Here is a 20,167-nt window from a genome sequence, read left to right on the forward strand (position 1 = left end):
GATTTTCAGAATGGTTAATTTTCTAATTTTCTATGCACCATTTATTGTTTTAGCAGCATCCATTGCCGTAGCCTTCTTTGTAGCATTAAAAGATGGGCCAGTTACGAAAGGTGAATAATTAACTTTTTAAATCCAAGTGTCGATTCTGGCACTTGGATTTTTTCTGCATCTAGCTTCGTATGCCACACCCTTCAAGCTGTGGAGGAAACTCTGCGCTTTTGTTCCTTCTAAGAGGTCATGGTACAATAGAAGAACTGAAATGGAGGAAGTACGAAAATGACAGCACCAGTAAAGAAAAATGACCGCTTGACGGTTTATATAGAAGACTTAACACATGATGGAGCAGGGGTTGCAAAAGTCGATGGTTACCCACTTTTTATCCAAGGTGGACTGCCTGATGAAACTGCTGAAGTCCATGTATTGAAAACATTAAAAAACTACGGCTTTGCCAAAATTATCAACATCACAGAACCTTCACCTGACCGCGTCGCAGCACCATGCCCTGTATTTGCACAATGTGGCGGTTGTCAGCTACAACACTTATCATACGAAGGGCAATTGAAATGGAAAGAGAAAATGGTCCATAATGTCATGACTCGAATCGGTAAAATTGACGCACCAGTGTTACCAGTTAAAGGTATGGACAATCCATGGAACTATCGTAATAAAGCTCAGATTCCATTTGGCTTAAACGGCGAAGCACCGATTGCAGGTTTTTACAAAACAAAATCACATGATATCGTCGATACAGATCGTTGCCTAATCCAAACGGCAGAGGCAGATGCCATTTTAGAAGGCTTAAAACCACGCCTTTGGAAGTTGGGTATTAAACCATATGATGAGCAAACAGGTCAGGGTATGCTACGACATGTAGTAGTACGGAAAGGCCGTGCAACAAACGAAGTAATGGTAGTACTTGTAACGAAAAAGCGCAAATTCCCCCAAGCTGAAGCAGCAGTAGAATTAATCAAGCAACTCGTACCAAACGTAACATCAATTATGCAAAATATTAATGGTGAAAAAACAAACGTTATTTTCGGTAACGAAACGTTAAAACTTTGGGGCAACGACACCATTGAAGATACAATTGGCGACGTACGCTTCGAAATTTCAGCGCGTTCATTCTATCAAGTAAACCCAGAGCAAACAGAAGTGCTTTATAAGCAAGCTTTAGATTACGCAGACCTAAAAGGGGACGAAACAGTAATCGATGCTTACTGTGGCATTGGTTCAATTTCATTATTTTTAGCACAAAAAGCGAAGTATGTCATGGGTGTAGAAATTGTACCGCAAGCAATTGAAGATGCGAAGCGTAACGCTGAACTGAATGGCTTTACAAATACGTATTTCGAGGCAGGTCCAGCAGAAGAAGTCATTCCACGTTGGTACAAAGAAGGCAAAACAGCAGACGTTTTAGTAGTCGATCCACCACGCAAAGGTTGCGACGAAGCATTATTAAATACAATTTTAGAGCAACGTCCAAAACGTGTTGTGTATGTATCTTGTAACCCAGCTACATTGGCAAGAGATTTAAGGATCTTAGAAGATGGTGGCTATAAAACACAGGAAGTACAACCTGTGGATATGTTCCCACATACGGCTCATTGCGAAGCGGTCGCGTGGTTGGAATTAGTATAGTAAAGCAAAAAAATAGACTTTTGCTACATGAAATAAAGATGTGCAAACCGTGTGGATAAAGAATGGAGAGAAAAGGGGATATCCCCTTTTAACCATATTTTATCCACTTTTTGTTTGTAAACGAAGTACGGATTGAGAAAAAGAGGATGATGAATAAAATTCAAATCATAAAACTATTCTGAAAAACAGGGTTTGCTGTTACATAAAATTCATATATATAGAGTAAAAGTTAATAGGGATGGGGATCATTGGAAAAACGAGATAGCAGATATAGATGGATTGTATTTGTTGCTGTATTGTTTACTTATTTGTTAATGGCAAGCCAACGAACCGCTCCAGGATTGATTACAGACCAATTGATGAGGGATTTTAATGTGACTGCATCAACGATTGGATTATTGACGAGTATACAATTTTTAGTGTACACGAGTTTACAAATTCCAATGGGGATTATGGCTGATCGTTTTGGACCAAACTTTTTTCTAATTATCGGGGCAATATTTACAGGTTTAGGTACGATTTTTTATAGTCTTGGTACACATGAATTCGTCCTATTCTTTTCCAGAATATTAACTGGGATAGGGGATGCGACTATATGGGTTAATATGGTGCTAATTTTGGCCCAATGGTTTCATACAAAAGAATTTGTGAGATTAATTGGCCTGGCGGGCATGACAGGAAGTCTTGGCTTCTTATTGGCGACAGTGCCTTTCTCCACATGGATACTTTTACTAGGTTGGAGAGCAGCATTTTTCTCAGCAGGACTATTATTATGTTTATGTGGATTTCTCCTTTATATTGTACTTGTAAAAAAACCTAAACGAAACTTTTTAGATGAATCGGTAGTTGTAACAGTAGAAGTACAACGCGAAAAAACAGTAGTTTTATTACGAAGAATTTTTTCAAATCGGCAAGCATGGGCTCTATTCTTTTGTCATTTTGGAGTAGTCGGGGGTTATGTAGGTTTTATTAGTTCTTGGGCAGTACCATATGGGATGAATATGTATGAAATGACACGTTCAGATGCAAGCCAGCTAATTATGATCGGTCTCATCGGGGCACTTATTGGAGCGCCGCTAACTAGTTGGATTTCAAGCCGGTTAGAAACAATAAAAAGGCCATATATTTTCGTTCATAGCATTGTTTTAATGGGGTGGTTTTCTTTCCTTTTATCTAATGGGCATCCGTCATTTTTCTTGCTAATAATACTATTCTTTATCATTGGCTTTGGATATGGGTCAAGTGCATTAACCTTTGCAGCTGTACGTCAATCTTTCCCTATAAAAGAATCTGGCATTGTTTCTGGTGTTGCGAATACGGGTGGCTTTCTTAGTGCGGTCTTGCTACCAATTATTTTTGGATATATATTGGATTATTTTCAAGCTACTTCAGGTAATCAAGTTGATGGCTACTATTATGGTTTCATCGCGCCAGTTATCTTCTCGATAGTTGGATTGATTGGATTAATTTCATATAAGGAAAAGCGTCAAGTAACAGGAGATAAAACGAATATCAGTATCTCGTAACTAGCATAAATAAATACTTTGGTTATCAACATTAGTTTGAGTTGAGAATCCATTAATGGAGCTCATATATTATTTTTATATAATATGCTATGGTAAAACAAATTATAGTTTGATAGAATAAATAACAAGATAATTATCCTTTAATATAGCCCAGAGAGGCTAAAAAGGGCTACTTGATATTTTATTTGTTATTATATCTTTGTTTTTTCATGCCCTTTTGTCATCTCTGACGGAAGGGTATTTATTTTGCTTTAATGTTGTGAGTAGATATAACTTTAGTACCTCTTTTAAAGGAAGTCCTGTGAGGCTTAAAAGGAAAATGGAAAAGTTTCATTTAATAGATTGATACATCCATTCCTCTTGAAATAAAAGAGAATATTTACAGTAAGAAAATATTGGAGGATCGTAAAATGGATTATCGTAAAAAAACAGTGGTAGCATCGGTAGCTGGTTTAACATTAGAAGGCATGGACATTATGTTTATCTCTTTTGCAATGACAATGATTATTTCGGAATTTAACATTGATTTGGCAACTGGCGGACTTATTTCTTCTATAACAAATATAGGTATGTTATTAGGTGGAATTATTTTTGGAGTTCTAGCAGATAAGTATGGACGAGTAAAAGTTTTCACCTATACTGTTTTGCTGTTTGCAATGGGCACAGCATTAACAGGATTAGCAACAAATATTGAACAAGTATATATATATAGATTTATTGCTGGGTTAGGTGCTGGTGGTGAATATGGGATCGGTATGGCGCTTGTTGCAGAAGCCTGGCCAAAGAACAAACAAGGGAGAGCATCTTCATATGTCAGTGTAGGTGCTCAATACGGTGTTATTTTAGCGGCGTTACTTAGTGCAATTATTCTTCCTACTTTAGGGTGGAGAGCATTATTTTTCGTTGGTGTAGTGCCTGTTATTTTTGCTGTTATTGTACGTAAGAATTTAGATGAATCGCCTGAGTGGCTAGCTGCTCAGAAGAATAAGAAAATGAATAATAAAAATGAAAAGAGTAAGTTAGTTCAATTGTTTGAAACTCCTCGAACTACCATGACAACTATCTCTTTAATCATTATGGCAACTGTTCAAATTGCTGGTTATAATGGCTTGATGATTTGGCTGCCATCAATGCTGCAACAATCACAAGGTTTATCTATTTCAAGCTCTGCACTTTGGACAATCAGTACAGCAATAGGAATGATTATAGGTATGTTAACCTTCGGAAGATTCATGGATCGATTTGGTGCAAAGCGTGCTTTTGGAATCTTTCTTCTTGCCTCTGCATGTGCGGTGTTTTTATACTCATATGCAACTGGAAGTGTAGGTGTATTATTAGGTGGTGCAATCGTTGGATTCTTCTCAAATGGAATGTTTGCCGGATATGGTGCATTAATTAGCAGCTTTTATCCCGTTCAGATTCGGAGTACGGCTACAAATACGATTTTCAACTTCGGTAGAGCTATAGGAGGGTTTTCACCAATCCTAGTAGGATATATTCTACAGAGTTATGACATGACAGTCGCGATGGTCTATTTAGCAGTGCTATATTGCATTTCCTTTATTGTCATGCTTACTTTGAGAAAAAGTACAGGGGAGCCTATGCAATCAATTGAAAAATACTAAATATAAATGAGAAAAAACGTTGAATTAGTCATCAATTGAAATGCATACCCGTGTTGATTGATGACCTATTAATCTAATGACTTTAGTCAGTTTCTTTTGAGGAAGTCTAAATAGAAGACCATGGATTTGAAATAATCTATGGTCTTTTTTTATTAAAATAACTAATGGGTAGTATAGAAAAATTTGTGAGTGAGAAGATAATGTACGAGTACTAAGTTCTACTGAAATTTCTAAGATGTAAAAAAGAGATATCGACACAACTTGAAATAAACATTATTTCTTGTGAAAATAGAGATTGTAAGAGTGCATACACTCACTTGTAGAGCAGTATGTCTTTATCGCTCTTCTGAATAGGTGATGTAAATTTAGATGTCGACTCCTAAAGCTAATTGATAGAAATAGAATTTTTTTCAGGTACTACTAACAACGTTGTGTATATACGTGTTAAGATTCTTTAAGGACAATCAAACTGCTGAAGCGACAAAGAAAAAAAGCAATTATGAGGTGCATTATTAATGGATAACAATGATATTTTAATTAGAACAAGATACGCTCTAGATATAAAAAATAGAGATATGGTAGAAATATTTAAACTTGGTGGTATGGAAGTAACAAGAGAAGAAGTACCAAAGATACTGACAAAAACAAAAGATGAATTCGATGATGAAGTTAACGTAGAAGAAAATGACGATCAGATAAAATGTGATTATAAAATGTTAGAGTCATTTTTAAATGGCTTCATTACTTTCAAAAGAGGAAAACAGGAAGCAAAACCAGGGCAACCAAAAGCTCCTGAAACAACTAAGGATCATGTGAATAATATGCTTCTGAAAAAATTAAAAGTAGCACTACAATTAACAACAGAAGATATGTTGGATATCCTTGATGATGGCGGTATAGCTGTTTCAAAAGGCGAATTAGGTGCTATCTTTAGAAAACCCGGGCATAGAAATTATAAAGAGTGTGGCGATAATTTCGCACGTAAATTCTTAAAAGGCTTGGCTGTAAGGTATAGAGCGTAAGGGAATAGCATATTTAATTTTCACAAAAAGCCTCTTTCTTCGGAAATGGCTTTTTTGTTTTATTGATTATACTTGTAATAATACACTCACAAATATTGAGGTAGTTTTTTTCAAATGTATGATTAATTATGTTTAGATAAATCCATTTCTTATGTGGTATATTTCAACATGCGATACATTTTGAAGCAGTATCGCGTGGTTGGAATTGAAGTAAATCTATCACTAAGCAATGTTAGAAATACAAAAAGCAGAAGGTATAGAAGTGCATTATTGCATATCTATACCTTCTGCTTTTCTTGAATTTATATAGATAAAGCGAGCTTAAATGATTATTGTCAGTATAATAGTTGTCTAGTTTAGTGCGTTGGAGAACAAGTCTAGTTATAGTTTAAAGCTATAACTAGAGATACTTTTTAAGTGTTATATGCTAACAATATTATCATGCTACACTTTCCTTACATCACAAATAAAAGGAGATACAAACTATGACAGTAAAAACTACAACTGCTCCATTTCGTTATGATCATGTAGGAAGCTTATTACGCCCTACAAAGTTAATACAGGCACGTAAACAATATAAATCAGGGACAATTACATATGAAGAATTAACAAATGTAGAAAATAAAGAGATTATCAGAGTTATTGAAAAGCAAAAAGAAAATGGTGTATTAGGGGTTACAGACGGTGAATTCCGTAGAAGCTGGTGGCATTTTGATTTTTTAGGCGAGCTTGATGGCATAGAATTATACGCAAAAGAAACTGGCCTTAAATTCCATAAAATGGAGACTCGTAAAGGTGGTATCCGTGTTGTTGGAGATATCGATTTTTCAACACATCCATTTGTAGAGCATTTCAAATTTTTAAAAGAGCATGCTGGTGAAGTAAGTGTGAAACAAACGATTCCAAGTCCAAACATGCTTTTATGCCGCGCTGATATAGAATTCGAAAAGTACGAAGACCGAGAAAAGTTTCAACAAGATACGATTTTAACTTATCAAAAAGTAATCCAAGCATTTTATGATGCTGGTTGCCGTTACTTACAATTAGATGATACTGCTTGGGCGGATTTTTTCTCAGAAGAAGGACACAACAAGCTACGTGATCGTAGTTTAGAACCAGCTGAAGAATTAAAAGTATTACAACGTATGATAAATGAATCCCTTGCCCATAAACCAGAAGATTTAGTTGTAACAATGCATATTTGCCGTGGTAACTATAAGTCTAATTATTTCTCAAGTGGCGGCTATGATTATGCTTCTGAAGTAATTTTCGGAGGTTTAAATGTAGATGGTTTATTCCTAGAATTTGACGATGAGCGTTCAGGAAGTTTTGAACCATTAAAATATGTTAACCGTAAAGATTTAAAAATTGTTTTAGGCTTAGTAACATCTAAGTCAGGTGAATTAGAAGATAAAGAATATATTAAAGAGCGTATTGCAGAAGCGGCGACTTATGTACCACTTGAACAACTTTGTTTAAGTCCACAATGCGGCTTTTCATCCACAGAAGAAGGCAATATTTTAACAGAAGAACAACAATGGCGTAAACTTCACTTTGTTAAAGAAATAGCAGATGAAATTTGGCGATAATCCATGTTTTTGCAAGCATGTAATCAGTTTGTGGGAATGTAGAATAATAAATAATTAGAAATAGATTAAAAGCTATCACCTTTAACTGAAAATCTTTTATTTTCTTTCTAAAGATGATAGCCATATACCTTGAATTAAATGGATATAGGAGGTATACAGTGAATACAGTCAACCCCATTGAGATAGTTAATCAGAGTAAATTAAAAGGTTTTCATTATATTTTAATTATTTGTTTGTTTTTTATTATGATGTTCGACGGCTATGATGTTGTCATTTATGGTGCGACTATCCCTATGTTAAAAGCAGAATGGGGGCTGTCTAATATAGTAGCGGGTTCAATTAGTAGTTATACAACAATGGGAACTGCAATTGGTGCTGTTTTATTCGGGTTGTATTCAGATCGTTTCGGAAGAAAACGCATTATTATTTTAACAACCCTTATTTTTAGCCTCTTTACATTATTATCTGGATTCGCACCAACGCCTCTATTATTTGTAATTTGTCGAGTTATTGCAGGGTTAGGATTTGGTGGCGTTATGCCAAATATCGCTGCTTTAATTTCAGAATATGCGCCAACAAAACACCGTGCTGCCATTATTTCATTAATTTTTTGTGGTTACTCAGTAGGTGCGATGCTTGCCTCATTTAGCGGACAAGTATTACTCGAAAAATTTGGTTGGCAACCTGTTTATTGGATCGCTGGTTTACCATTGCTTATATTACCTTTTATTGTACGTATCATTCCAGAATCTATTAATTCTTTAATTCAACAAAAGGATACAAAAGGTCTTGTTATTGTCCTTCAAAAAATAGAGCCGTTGCTTCCTAAAGATGTTCAATTTGCATATGTCGAACAGGAAAAAATTCAAAAGTCACCAGTACGTGATCTGTTCAAAAACAAACTGGGTTTAAGTACGATGATGTTTTGGTTATCATGCTTTTGTACATTTATCTTAATGTATTCATTAAATACATGGCTTCCAACATTAATGATGAATGCAGGCTATGACTTAAAATCGAGTCTTATGTTTATTGTAGCACTACAATTCGGGTCAATTGCTGGAACAATGATATTTGGTAACCTCATTAAATTCCTTGGTTTCAAACGTGTCCTTATCCCGCTTTATTTAGTTGGAGCTGTGTCACTTACACTTATTGGATTTTCAAAAAATATTTATCTTGCATATGGACTAATTATTATTATTGGTGCTGCTTCACTTGGTTTACAAAACATGTCTAATGCATATGTAGCTGAATTCTATTCTGTCGATGTTCGCGCGGCTGCACTAGGTAGCACAATGGCATTTGGACGTATCGGTTCCATTGTTGCTCCAACTTATATGGGTATTCTATTAACTTTTAATCTTCAACCTCAGTATAACTTTTTTGCAATTGGTATTGCCGCAATTTTTGGGGCATTAGCTATGAGTTTTATTCGTGAAGACCATGCAGATTACACATTAGAGAAGCAAGTAACTTCTAAGAAAGTTACAATTTTAAAATCTTCTACGAATAGTTAATAATTTTTATATGTTCGTTATTATTGATAGTAAAGGAAACAAAAAGTTAGAAGGTCTTTTAAAGGGGAAAATCATGAAAATCACTAATTTAAATAGCTGATTTTAAATCCAAAGTAAAAAGGTAGAGCATGATAACTCTACCTTCATACTTTGGATTTTTATTGTCCAGATTTGCCTTTTACTTGGTTTTCAGCCATTTGAACTAGTCGTTTAGTGATTTCTCCACCAACTGAGCCGTTTGCGCGAGAAGAAGCTTCTCCACCAAGTTGTACACCAAATTCTTGTGCAATTTCATATTTCATTTGATCAACTGCTTGTTGAACACCTGGTACTTCAAGTTTATTAGAACTTCGATTATTTGAAGCCATAACTTTCACCTCCTTGAGATATTAGAATGGACAAGAATTTGTTTTTAATACATGAAGGAATGAAGTGGAAAGTTCATCCTACATGGTGTTTTAGGCTGCTATAGCAATATAAATACCTCTTTTTTTAAAAAAAATTAAATTAAGCTTTTGATAGAAGGGATTATAAAAAGTATTTTTGAAATAAAAAATATCGCAATTACAAAAAGTATATTTTGTGAAACGAATGAAAACATAATAATGCAGGAAGAATAAGTGTGGTAGAACACACTAAAAAAGGTCATCATATTCAGAATGAATCCAATGAACAAATGATTAGAATGAGGTTTATGAGGAAGTGAGTTAGTAGCTATCAAAAAACGTATCCAAAATAATTTAAATTATTTTGGATACGTTCTTTTGTTTATTTTTATGAACAAATCGTATTAATTTAGTTGTTTAATGAATTCCCTCATAAATCCTGGTAGATCAGGCCAAGCATGTCCGGAAATGAGGTTTCCTTGAACATGAAGAGGATCTTCAATATAAGTTGCTCCCGTGGCTTCTACATCTGGTTTACAAGCGATATAAGCCGTTAATTCGCGACCTTTTAAGTATTGAGAAACAGTTGTTAAAATGAGACTAGCATGGCAAATTGCTGCAACAGGTTTATTTGCCTCAAAGAAATGAGCGACGATCTTTGGAACATTTTCATTTAATCGAATGTATTCAGGAGCTCTTCCTCCAGGGATAATCAATCCATCATACTCTTCAGGCTGTACATCCTCAAACGCCAAATGAGATTCAATAAGGTATCCTTTACTCTCAGTATAAGTATCCCAACCAATAAAATCATGAACGACCGTTTGTAAGTTTTTCTTCGATGGAGCAGCTATTTGCACATCATAGCCCTCTTCAAGACAACGAAAATATGGATAATAAATCTCCAAAGCTTCAACGGCATCTCCAGCTAACAATAATACTCTCTTTGACATTACTCATTTCCTCCTCCCAAAAATGGACTTTCGCCTTCACTTATATATTCTGAACATATCATCAATATCCTCTATTACGCGGTTTTTTTATAAATCTAAAGGTGCAAGCCACCCAGTCAACGATACTACCTAAGTCATGAGTATTAAATTGAATATATTGTTGATATTAAATTATATAACGGAAGACTGGCGTGAAAAATAAAATTTGATATAATAAAGTATAGTATTTATTAGGAGGAAATGGATTGTCAGTAGAAATTGGTAGTAAGGTACAAGGTAAAGTTACAGGAATTACAAATTTTGGTGCGTTTGTTGAGTTGCCAGATAAGGTGACGGGACTAGTGCACATTAGTGAAGTTGCAGAAGCTTACGTAAAAGATATTAATGAACATCTTAAAGTAGGGGATCAAGTAGAAGTAAAAGTCCTAAGCGAAAAAGAAGGAAAAATTGCCTTATCTATTAAAAAAGCGATTGATAAACCTGTTGAAAGTACGTCTTCTTATACGAAGCGCCCTTATCGTCAGAAGGATAATCGCCAACGAGGCAATTTCCAACCGAAGGAAACTTTTGAAGATAAGATGGCTAAATTCTTAAAATCAAGTGAAGATAACTTATCTACTCTAAAACGCAGCACCGAGTCTAAACGCGGTGGAAGAGGCGGAAGAAGAGGGTAATTATAGATAGCGGAAGAAACGTACATCTTTTAAGATGTGCGTTTTTTTTATTTTATGGACCAATGTCATCGACACTACTTATACTAGATATCTTATTATGGGTTTTGTCTTTGTTTTAGTTGAAATTGCATACATAAATATAAGCAGAAACGGACAACTTATCAACTAGGAGGTGAACCCTACTATGTCGATAATCGGTGTAGAGCAATCATTAACGAATGTATCAGAGGCTTTGCTTGCAAAGGGATATGAAATCGTTGAACTGAAACGTGAATCAGATGCAACGGGTGTAGATTGTTGTGTCATTACAGGGTTGGACAATAATGCACTGGGCATTCACGATACGTCCATTCAAGGTGCAATCATTGAAGCGGCGGGCCTATCCGCAGATGAAGTCTGTCGGAAAGTAGAAGAAAAACTTAATCTACATTAATAAAACAATGCCAGGTCTAGTATAGAGACCTGGCATTGTTTTATTATGCGGTAGCCTAAACTATTAATATCAATAGATTTAAATAAAGTATATGACTAATTTCAAATCTACTTAATAAACAATATTTAACATGTAAATATTGACAATCTATGGATATGCATGTAGATTGATAACAAGTAATTAAAAATATGTAACTTTCTTATATAGAGAGATGGAGGGACTGGCCCTTTGATATCTCAGCAACAGACTTTTTTTTGCACTGTGCTAATTCCAGAAGCGTAACGCTTGAAGATAAGAAGAGTAAATAGCTATGAAGCCAATCTCTTCTTTTTTTAGAAGGGGTTTTTTTATACCCCGAAAATCTAGTAAAAAACATAAATTTAACTTTAGAGGGGTTGTCCATTTTGACTAACACAATAACTAAAGCACCATTTCGAGCAGACCATGTAGGGAGCTTTCTTCGTCCACAAGTACTTAAAGATGCAAGAGCACAATATCAACAAGGTCAGATAACTAAAGAAGAATTACGTTTAATTGAGGATATAGAAATTGCTAAGCTAGTTGAAAAGCAAAAAGAAGTCGGTCTATCTGCTGTAACAGATGGTGAATTTAGAAGAAGATGGTGGCATTTAGACTTTATCAGAGCGATTGAGGGGATTCGTGTTTATGAAGTAGACATTTCTGGGGCTTTTAATGGGGCTATGAAAAAAGCGGAGGCATATACGGTCGATTCGAAATTAAATTTCCCAAAAGACCATCCATTTTTAGAAGACTTTAAGTATTTGAAGAGTATTGCTGGTGAGCATGTTGCGAAAATTACAATCCCAGGACCTAATATGATTTTTTACTCAGGTGTAGTTGGAAGCGAACCGTATTTAAGTAATCCTTCATATGCTTCACTTGATGATGTGGCTAAAGATATTGTTAAAGTATATCAAGATGCGATTCAAACTTTTTACGAAGCTGGATGCCGCTATTTACAATTAGATGACACAAGCTGGGGAGCTTTGTTCAGTGATGTTTTTCGAGATAAGATAAAAGAAAAGGGATTTGATCCAGATGAATTAGTGAAAAAGTTTGCTGATATTACTGTTGAAGCACTAGCAAATAAGCCTGAAGATATGTCGATTACGATTCATATTTGTCGCGGGAATTTTAAATCTTCTTGGTTATATCAAGGGGCATATGAACCGATCGCAAAAGAATTGTTTTCACGTGTGAATGTGGATGCCTTTTTCTTAGAATTTGATAATGAAAGATCCGGAGATTTTAAACCATTACGATTCATAAAAGATCAACATGTCGTTTTGGGATTGATTACTTCCAAGACTTCTGAACTCGAAGATGAAGCTGAAATTAAAGGAAGAATCGAAGAAGCAACGGAATATGTGAACATCGATCAGCTTTGCTTAAGTCCACAATGTGGTTTTGCCTCTACTGAAGAAGGTAATCTATTAACGGAAGAACAGCAATGGGAAAAATTACGACATGTTGTACGTATCGCTAAAGATGTTTGGGATAAATAGACTTTAAAATAAGGACTACCTACAAAGTCAGCTAATAATGACTAGTGTGGGTAGTCCTTTTTACTATTACGGATGTATAAAAACCGCAGTCCCAATCGGAATAATACTAGCTAGCTCTTCTACATCTTCATTATGCATGCGAATACAGCCGTGCGATACGGCTTTACCAATTGAACTTGGATCATCTGTACCGTGAATTCCATACGTATCTTTTGATAAGCTCATCCACATCGTTCCAAATGGGCCTCCTGGGTTAGGTGCTTTATTAATGATAATAAAATTTCCTACAGGTGTATTGGTTAACATTTTTCCAACCGCAATAGGATATTGCTTTTGTAAAATACCATCTTTATATAATCTAAGCCAACGATTGTTGAGTGAAACATCAATTTGATATGGAATTGTATTAGGATCAGGAAAACCTGGAATAACAATAGGTTGGCCAATATAAAGTACATTTGGATTGATAGATGGATTCGCGCTTATAATTGCGGATAGCGGCGTGCGATAATCTCTAGAAAGTTGAAACAGTGTTTCACCTGGTTTAACCGTATGAATCAGTGTAATCACCTCCGAAGTTGTTACAGTACATTATATGTTTGTTATATAGGGAGTTTCATAATGACATATTGACATTCACAATTTTTTTAGAAGGAATAGCAGAATAGGTAAAACTGCTGACAACTATAAAATTGGTCTTTAGTAGGATTAATGACACTTTAACCAGTTGAATGCATGCTCCATGAGCTACTTCAAGATTTCCTTAAAGAAGAATCCTTAACAATGACTCATTAATGGGTATCATTATTTGTCTAATTTCATACTATGTTATAAATCAGGCTAAGAATGGAGGGAAGGCTATAGACATTTTAAGTAAGTTTAAGGTTTATCGTGAAGAAGAAAACAGGCTTAAGTGGGAAGGCTCTTTTGCGGATTACTTAAACATTGTGAAAGAAAGGCCGGAAGTCGCTCAAACAGCCCATTCACGTGTGTATAATATGATTAAAAGCTCTGGATTAGAAGAAAGAGACGGACAAAAATTATTTAACTTTTTTGGACAAGAAATTTTTGGGCTCGAATCAGCAATTGAACGATTGGTAGAGGAATACTTTCACCCTGCGGCACGAAGATTGGATGTTCGCAAACGGATTTTATTACTAATGGGACCTGTAAGTGGGGGGAAATCGACAATTGTGACTTTGCTAAAGCGAGGACTGGAGCAATATTCACGTACTGATGAAGGCGCGGTATACGCAATAAAAGGATGTCCGATGCATGAAGACCCACTCCACCTAATTCCACATCATTTGCGTAAAGATTTTTATGAAGAGTATGGTATACGTATAGAGGGTAATTTATCTCCTTTAAACACGATGAGACTTGAAAAAGAATATGATGGCCTTATTGAAAATGTGATGATTGAACGTATTACCTTTTCAGAAGATAAACGTGTGGGAATTGGGACATTTACACCTTCTGATCCAAAATCACAGGACATTGCTGATTTAACTGGTAGTATTGATTTTTCAACGATTGCGGAATTCGGGTCGGAATCAGACCCTCGTGCTTACCGCTTTGATGGGGAACTAAACAAAGCAAATCGAGGCATGATGGAATTTCAAGAAATGCTTAAATTAGATGAAAAGTTTTTGTGGAACTTATTATCATTAACACAAGAAGGTAATTTTAAAGCGGGTAGATTTGCATTAATTAGTGCAGATGAGCTAATTGTTGCTCATACAAACGAAACTGAGTATCGATCTTTTATTTCAAATAAAAAGAATGAGGCACTTCACTCAAGAATTATTGTGATGCCTATTCCTTATAATTTAAAAGTAAGTCAGGAAGAACGAATTTACGAAAAAATGATTAATGAAAGTGATATGGCGCATGTTCATATTGCCCCTCATGCATTAAAAGTCGCTGCAATCTTTTCCGTCTTAACTAGGCTTGAAACACCGAAAAAGCAAAGTATTGATCTTGTGAAAAAAATGCGTATGTATGACGGAGAAAGTGTAGAAGGATATAATTCTGTTGATGTAGAGGAATTGAAAAAAGAGTATCCAAACGAAGGTATGAATGGCATTGATCCACGCTATATTATAAATCGAATTTCTTCTGCCATTATTCGAAAAGAAGTACCGTCCATTAACGCATTAGATGTATTACGTTCACTTAAAGACGGACTTGATCAACATGCTTCGATTTCTCAAGAAGATCGAGAGAAATATACAAATTACATTGCAGTTGCAAGAAGAGAATACGATGAAATCGCCAAGAATGAAGTTCAAAAAGCATTTGTTTATTCGTATGAAGAATCTGCAAAAACATTAATGAACAATTACCTCGATAATGTTGAAGCGTACTGTAATAAAAATAAAATTCGAGATTTCCTTACTGGAGAAGAAATGAATCCAGATGAAAAACTAATGCGATCCATAGAAGAACAAATAGGTATTTCGGAAAATGCTAAGAGGGGATTCCGAGAAGAAATATTAATTCGTATTTCGGCCTATGCAAGAAATGGAAAGAGATTCGAATATCATTCTCATGAAAGATTACGTGAGGCAATCCAAAAGAAATTGTTTGCTGATTTAAAAGATGTTGTGAAAATTACAACGTCTTCAAAAATGCCTGACGAATCTCAACTTAAAAAGATTAACGAAGTTGTTGCAAGGCTTATAGATGAACATGGATATAATTCAACTTCTGCAAATGAATTGTTACAATATGTAGGTAGCTTGCTGAATAGATAAACTTAAGAAAAGCGTAAAACGAATAATATTGTTTCTTCTTAAATAAGGGGTGTCCGGATAAACTTTAGGGCACTCTTTTTTATTTATAAAAAGAAGTCAAATAATTCTTGAAACTAACATATTATAAGAAAAGTGCCTTCCGATTTTAAGCAAACTCACATAAGAAGCAGATCTTATAGGAAGTCGTACTTAATTATGTAATACCAAGAAAGAACGTTTTTTTGAACAGGGTGTAAAGTCGGTTGCTAATAGGCTTAGGCGAATTTGATTTTATAGATGGGTGAGGATAAAAATGAGCGAAAACCAGGATAAACGCTTTGTCATCTCTCAGGAAAATTGGTCCCTCCATCGCAAAGGGTACCAAGATCAACAACGCCATATGGGAAAAGTAAAAGATGCTATTAAAAATAATTTACCAGATCTAATAAGTGAAGAAAGTATTGTTATGTCAAACGGTCGTGAAGTTATTAAAATTCCTATACGATCTCTTGATGAATATAAAATTCGCTATAACTACGATAAGTCGAAACATGTTGGTCAAGGACAAGGTGATAGTCAAGTCGGTGATGTAGTAGCAAGAGGTCCAGGCCAAGGCGATAAAGGTAAAGGTAACGGTAAAGAAGCAGGTGACAAACCTGGAGAAGATTACTATGAGGCAGAAGTCAGCCTTGAAGAAATAGAGAGCGCCTTATTCAGAGAGTTAGAATTACCAAATTTGAAAGAAAAAGAAATGGCAGATATCACAACCGAAAAAATTGAATTTAATGATATTCGCAAAAAAGGGCTTATGGGGAATATTGATAAGAAACGTACCATTTTAAATGCGATTAAACGTAATGCTATCAACGGAAAAGCGGAGATTACTCCTATTCATGATGATGATTTACGATTTAAAACTTGGGATGAAGTGACAAAACCTGAATCGAAAGCAGTAGTCCTTGCAATGATGGATACAAGTGCTTCAATGGGCAATTTTGAAAAGTATTGTGCAAGGAGTTTTTTCTTTTGGATGACAAGATTTTTACGCTCCAAGTATGAAACAGTTGAAATTGAATTTATTGCACATCATACAGAAGCAAAAGTAGTGTCAGAGGAGGATTTCTTCTCAAAAGGAGAGAGTGGAGGAACGCTTTGCTCATCGGCCTATAAAAAGGCATTAGAACTTATTAAACAGAAATATAACCCAGCTAGATATAATATTTATCCTGTTCATTTCTCAGATGGTGAAAATATGTCAACAGACAATGAGACGTGTATGAAATTGGTTCAGGAATTAATGAAAGTATCAAGTATGTTTGGTTACGGCGAAGTAAATCAACATAATCGTTTTTCTACATTAATGTATAACTATAAAAAAATCGATAATCAGAAATTTCGCCACTATATTTTGAGACATAAAAGTGACGTTTATGAAGCATTAAAAAGCTTTTTCCAAAAAGTTGAGTCTTAAGCGAGAGACGAATGGTGCCAAGCACTCATTCCCTAATAATAGACACGGGGGGATTTAGATAAATGGAAAAAGAGCTTCACCAAGCGATTGAAGAAATTACGGAAATTGCGACTGGGTTTGGTCTAGACTTTTACCCGATGCGTTATGAAATATGCCCTGCAGATATTATTTATACATTTGGGGCATACGGTATGCCTACACGCTTTTCCCATTGGAGTTTCGGTAAACAATTTCACAAAATGAAGCTGCAGTACGATTTAGGTTTAAGTCAAATTTATGAGCTCGTCATTAACTCGAACCCTTGTTATGCATTTTTGCTTGATACAAATAAGTTAACACAAAATAAGCTAATCATTGCGCATGTATTAGCGCACTGTGACTTTTTCAAAAATAATGTTCGCTTCTCCAATACGAGACGAGATATGGTTGAGAGTATGACAGCTACGGCTGAACGAATCGCCAACTATGAAATGCTCTACGGAAAAGATGAAGTAGAAGAGTTTTTAGACGCTGTTTTAGCTATTCAAGAACATATTGATCCATCTATACAGCGACCCAAGTTGTTAACGTATGAAAACGATATAGATGAGGATGAGGATGTTGCCCGTAAAACGCCTTATGATGATCTTTGGAGAATAGACGAAAAAGAAAAAGAAGAAAAGACAATACGACAAAAAAAGAAACAGTTTCCGCCATATCCAGAAAAAGATCTACTATTATTCATTGAACAATATAGTCGTGAATTGGAGGAATGGCAAAGAGATATATTAACGATGATGCGTGAGGAAATGCTCTATTTTTGGCCACAATTAGAAACGAAAATTATGAATGAGGGCTGGGCTTCTTTCTGGCATCAACGTATTATGAGAGAGTTAAATTTAACAACGGATGAATCAATTGAATATGCAAAGTTAAACGCTGGTGTTGTTCAACCTTCAAAGACGACGATTAATCCATATTATCTAGGATTGAAAATTTTTGAAGACATTGAGAAGCGATACGATTCCCCAACGGAAGAGATGCGGAAATTAGGAGTGAAACGGTACTCCGGTCGAGAGAAAATGTTTGAGGTACGAGAAGTTGAATCGGATATTTCCTTTATCCGTAATTATTTAACCAAAGATTTAGTGAAACATGAAGATCTATATTTATTTGAAAAAAAGGGCAATGAATATAAAATTACAGATAAAGATTATGAAAATGTGCGTGATCAACTCGTATCAATGCGTGTGAATGGTGGATTTCCATATATTGTTGTGAAAGATGGAGATTACTTAAGAAATGGTGAATTATATTTAGTCCATGGGTTTGAAGGAATGGAACTTGATACTCGCTATTTAGAAAATGTCCTACGTTATATTTATCAGCTGTGGGGGCGGCCTGTTCATGTAGAAACGCATAGTGAAGAAAAGATAGTTCTCTATTCATATGATGGCAAAAAGAATTCACGGAGATTTTTATAAAACGAGATATGCAACGATTGAGCCCTTGAATTTGTACATTTAAGGGCTCTATTAGTTGCATAAGTAAATATAGAAAGCTAGGCATATAAATAGTGAATTAATTAAAGAACATGCGGAATAACTCGAACAACTTTTTACCCAGTTTCATATGTATATAGAGGAAGGGGCGAATTAGATGGTTTCAACTGAAACAATTAATATTGAGGGTTCTATTTTCAAAGCTGTTACTGTAAGTTTACCTAAAACGACGTTGTTAACGGTTTCGAATGATGTAGGTTATATTATGTGTGGTGCGTTAGATGTTGGACTTTTGAATACGAAATTAGCCGACCGTAAAATAGTTGCCGGTCGGGCAGTTGGTGTGAAGACAATTGAACAATTGTTGAATGCACCTCTTGAGTCAGTTACCCTTGAAGCAGAGCAATTTGGCATTGCTAAAGGAATGATTGGATCAGAGGCATTATTGAAAATGATTTAAACGATCTTCTAACAATAAGCAATGCATAGTAGTAACGATGTAAAGTAGAGGTAGAAATCAATATAATAAGTGTTCTAATGGGTCGATCTTCATTACGTAAAGTAATAGAAGATTGACCCATTTATTTTTATATTATTAGCAAGCTTTTCTTATAATACGGATATTATTGGAGATGATAAGAGAAGTAGAAGGGTTGAGAGGATGTGATGCTATGGACTTTTTCCAGGCACAAGAGACGCTTACGGCAATTCAATGGATTCTCCGAGCAATTGTAGCATTTATTTTTTTACTCATTGCAGCGAAAGTTATGGGGCAACGTTCTATCTCTCAGTTGAGATTACTCGATTTTGCTATGGCAATATCTGTAGGGAATATTATTGCCCATCCCTTGTCAGATGAAGGGTTAGGGATGAAGGGTTCCCTTATTACCATGTCAACTTTAGTTGTTTTATATTCGGTAGGTGTTTATTTGAGCCTTAAATGGGTTCCGTTTCGACATATAATAGATTCCTCCCCATTTCCACTTATTAAGAATGGACAAATTATTTCAAAAAATTTATCAAAAGCTAGAATTTCCGTGGATTTACTTTTATCTGAATTAAGAAAAGAGAAAATAGAAGATATTCAAAAGGTTGCTCTAGCCTTATGGGAGCCAGATGGAACTATTTCAAGCTTTTTATACCCTCAATACCAAACATTAACGCGAGCAGATATGAACATAGCACCTGAACCTTTTTCTTTACCTACAGTACTAATAAAAGAGGGGAAAATCGATTACTATGAATTAAAAAACCTAAATATTAATGAGGATTGGCTTAAAGACAGAGTCATATCCATGTTTAACGTAGATGTTAAAGATGTATTATTAGCAACGATAGACCAAAACGATAATTTGCAAGTGTTTCTATATAACTAAAGTAGATCGCTCAAGTATTTCTCTTTGTGTTTAAAGTAGATAGAATTTCATCCAAAATTTAGAGGGAGTCTTGTCTATTAAGATGAACATTGGAAACTAAATTGGAATATTTAGTATTAAATGAATATAAATTTCAAAATAATATATATTAATTGGTATAAATGAAGCACCTCGTTAAATAGAATATAAGGATTGCTATTTAAGGAGGGTTA

The 20,167-nt window shown here is 35.1% G+C and carries 18 protein-coding genes and 1 riboswitch; of the genes, 15 read left to right on the forward strand and 3 right to left on the reverse strand.

Annotation, left to right across the window (positions count from 1 at the left end):
- Positions 1-10: 10 nt before the first annotated feature.
- The 7 genes from cydS to MHH85_RS00415 all read left to right on the forward strand — a co-directional run bounded on the left by cydS (position 11) and on the right by MHH85_RS00415 (position 8,920).
- Positions 11-118: a cytochrome bd oxidase small subunit CydS gene (cydS, locus tag MHH85_RS22220; protein WP_390011768.1), complete on the forward strand. Its 108-nt coding sequence runs from the start codon at positions 11-13 to the stop codon at positions 116-118.
- 158 nt (positions 119-276) lie between these two features.
- Positions 277-1,638 (forward strand): 23S rRNA (uracil(1939)-C(5))-methyltransferase RlmD, encoded by a 1,362-nt coding sequence (gene rlmD, locus MHH85_RS00390; protein WP_340705628.1) that lies wholly within the window; start codon positions 277-279, stop codon positions 1,636-1,638.
- 248 nt (positions 1,639-1,886) lie between these two features.
- On the forward strand, positions 1,887-3,164 hold the full coding sequence (locus MHH85_RS00395) for an MFS transporter (protein ID WP_340705629.1): 1,278 nt from the start codon (positions 1,887-1,889) through the stop codon (positions 3,162-3,164).
- Positions 3,165-3,574: 410 nt separating this feature from the next.
- Complete coding sequence (locus MHH85_RS00400; RefSeq protein ID WP_340705630.1) at positions 3,575-4,789, forward strand: MFS transporter; 1,215 nt, start codon at positions 3,575-3,577, stop codon at positions 4,787-4,789.
- Between the two features lie 515 nt (positions 4,790-5,304).
- Complete coding sequence (locus MHH85_RS00405; RefSeq protein ID WP_340705631.1) at positions 5,305-5,811, forward strand: YehS family protein; 507 nt, start codon at positions 5,305-5,307, stop codon at positions 5,809-5,811.
- A gap of 485 nt (positions 5,812-6,296) precedes the next feature.
- Positions 6,297-7,400 carry a 5-methyltetrahydropteroyltriglutamate--homocysteine S-methyltransferase gene (locus MHH85_RS00410; protein WP_340705632.1) on the forward strand — a complete coding sequence of 368 codons (1,104 nt, stop codon included), beginning with the start codon at positions 6,297-6,299 and terminating at the stop codon, positions 7,398-7,400.
- A 158-nt stretch (positions 7,401-7,558) separates the two neighbouring features.
- Positions 7,559-8,920, forward strand: a complete 1,362-nt coding sequence (locus MHH85_RS00415; RefSeq protein ID WP_340705633.1) for an MFS transporter — start codon at positions 7,559-7,561, stop codon at positions 8,918-8,920.
- A gap of 158 nt (positions 8,921-9,078) precedes the next feature.
- Here MHH85_RS00415 and MHH85_RS00420 read toward each other — a convergent pair whose 3' ends face one another.
- Both MHH85_RS00420 and MHH85_RS00425 read right to left on the reverse strand, forming a co-directional pair.
- Positions 9,079-9,288, reverse strand: coding sequence for an alpha/beta-type small acid-soluble spore protein (locus MHH85_RS00420; protein WP_053418866.1), 210 nt, complete (start codon positions 9,286-9,288; stop codon positions 9,079-9,081).
- 422 nt (positions 9,289-9,710) lie between these two features.
- Entirely contained in the window at positions 9,711-10,259 is a 549-nt protein-coding gene (locus tag MHH85_RS00425) for a DJ-1/PfpI family protein (RefSeq protein ID WP_340705634.1), read from the reverse strand.
- A gap of 245 nt (positions 10,260-10,504) precedes the next feature.
- On the opposite strand from MHH85_RS00425, the gene MHH85_RS00430 reads away from it, so the two are divergent.
- The 3 genes from MHH85_RS00430 (at position 10,505) to MHH85_RS00440 (ending at position 12,892) form a co-directional block, all read left to right on the forward strand.
- A complete protein-coding gene (locus tag MHH85_RS00430; protein ID WP_053418864.1) occupies positions 10,505-10,933 on the forward strand; it encodes a S1 domain-containing RNA-binding protein in 429 nt (142 codons plus the stop codon).
- A gap of 184 nt (positions 10,934-11,117) precedes the next feature.
- On the forward strand, positions 11,118-11,366 hold the full coding sequence (locus MHH85_RS00435) for a YkuS family protein (RefSeq protein WP_340705635.1): 249 nt from the start codon (positions 11,118-11,120) through the stop codon (positions 11,364-11,366).
- Between the two features lie 196 nt (positions 11,367-11,562).
- Positions 11,563-11,664, forward strand: a riboswitch (SAM riboswitch).
- Positions 11,665-11,770: 106 nt separating this feature from the next.
- Entirely contained in the window at positions 11,771-12,892 is a 1,122-nt protein-coding gene (locus tag MHH85_RS00440) for a 5-methyltetrahydropteroyltriglutamate--homocysteine S-methyltransferase (RefSeq protein WP_340705636.1), read from the forward strand.
- A gap of 66 nt (positions 12,893-12,958) precedes the next feature.
- On the opposite strand, the gene MHH85_RS00445 is transcribed toward MHH85_RS00440, so the two are convergent.
- A complete protein-coding gene (locus tag MHH85_RS00445) occupies positions 12,959-13,453 on the reverse strand; it encodes a L,D-transpeptidase family protein (protein ID WP_193741081.1) in 495 nt (164 codons plus the stop codon).
- A gap of 299 nt (positions 13,454-13,752) precedes the next feature.
- On the opposite strand from MHH85_RS00445, the gene MHH85_RS00450 reads away from it, so the two are divergent.
- From MHH85_RS00450 to MHH85_RS00470, 5 genes are all read left to right on the forward strand, one after another.
- Positions 13,753-15,648: a PrkA family serine protein kinase gene (locus MHH85_RS00450; RefSeq protein ID WP_340708105.1), complete on the forward strand. Its 1,896-nt coding sequence runs from the start codon at positions 13,753-13,755 to the stop codon at positions 15,646-15,648.
- A 292-nt stretch (positions 15,649-15,940) separates the two neighbouring features.
- Positions 15,941-17,098, forward strand: coding sequence for a sporulation protein YhbH (gene yhbH / locus MHH85_RS00455; protein WP_193737538.1), 1,158 nt, complete (start codon positions 15,941-15,943; stop codon positions 17,096-17,098).
- 62 nt (positions 17,099-17,160) lie between these two features.
- Positions 17,161-18,561, forward strand: coding sequence for a SpoVR family protein (locus MHH85_RS00460; RefSeq protein ID WP_340705637.1), 1,401 nt, complete (start codon positions 17,161-17,163; stop codon positions 18,559-18,561).
- A gap of 175 nt (positions 18,562-18,736) precedes the next feature.
- The gene (locus MHH85_RS00465; protein ID WP_053418859.1) at positions 18,737-19,039 is read left to right on the forward strand and encodes a YunC family protein; all 303 of its coding nucleotides are present in this window, start codon (positions 18,737-18,739) and stop codon (positions 19,037-19,039) included.
- A 211-nt stretch (positions 19,040-19,250) separates the two neighbouring features.
- A complete protein-coding gene (locus tag MHH85_RS00470; protein ID WP_193737536.1) occupies positions 19,251-19,955 on the forward strand; it encodes a DUF421 domain-containing protein in 705 nt (234 codons plus the stop codon).
- Positions 19,956-20,167 lie beyond the last annotated feature (212 nt).

The sequence above is a fragment of the Viridibacillus sp. FSL E2-0187 genome (assembly GCF_038006425.1).
GTDB lineage: Bacteria > Bacillota > Bacilli > Bacillales_A > Planococcaceae > Viridibacillus > Viridibacillus arvi.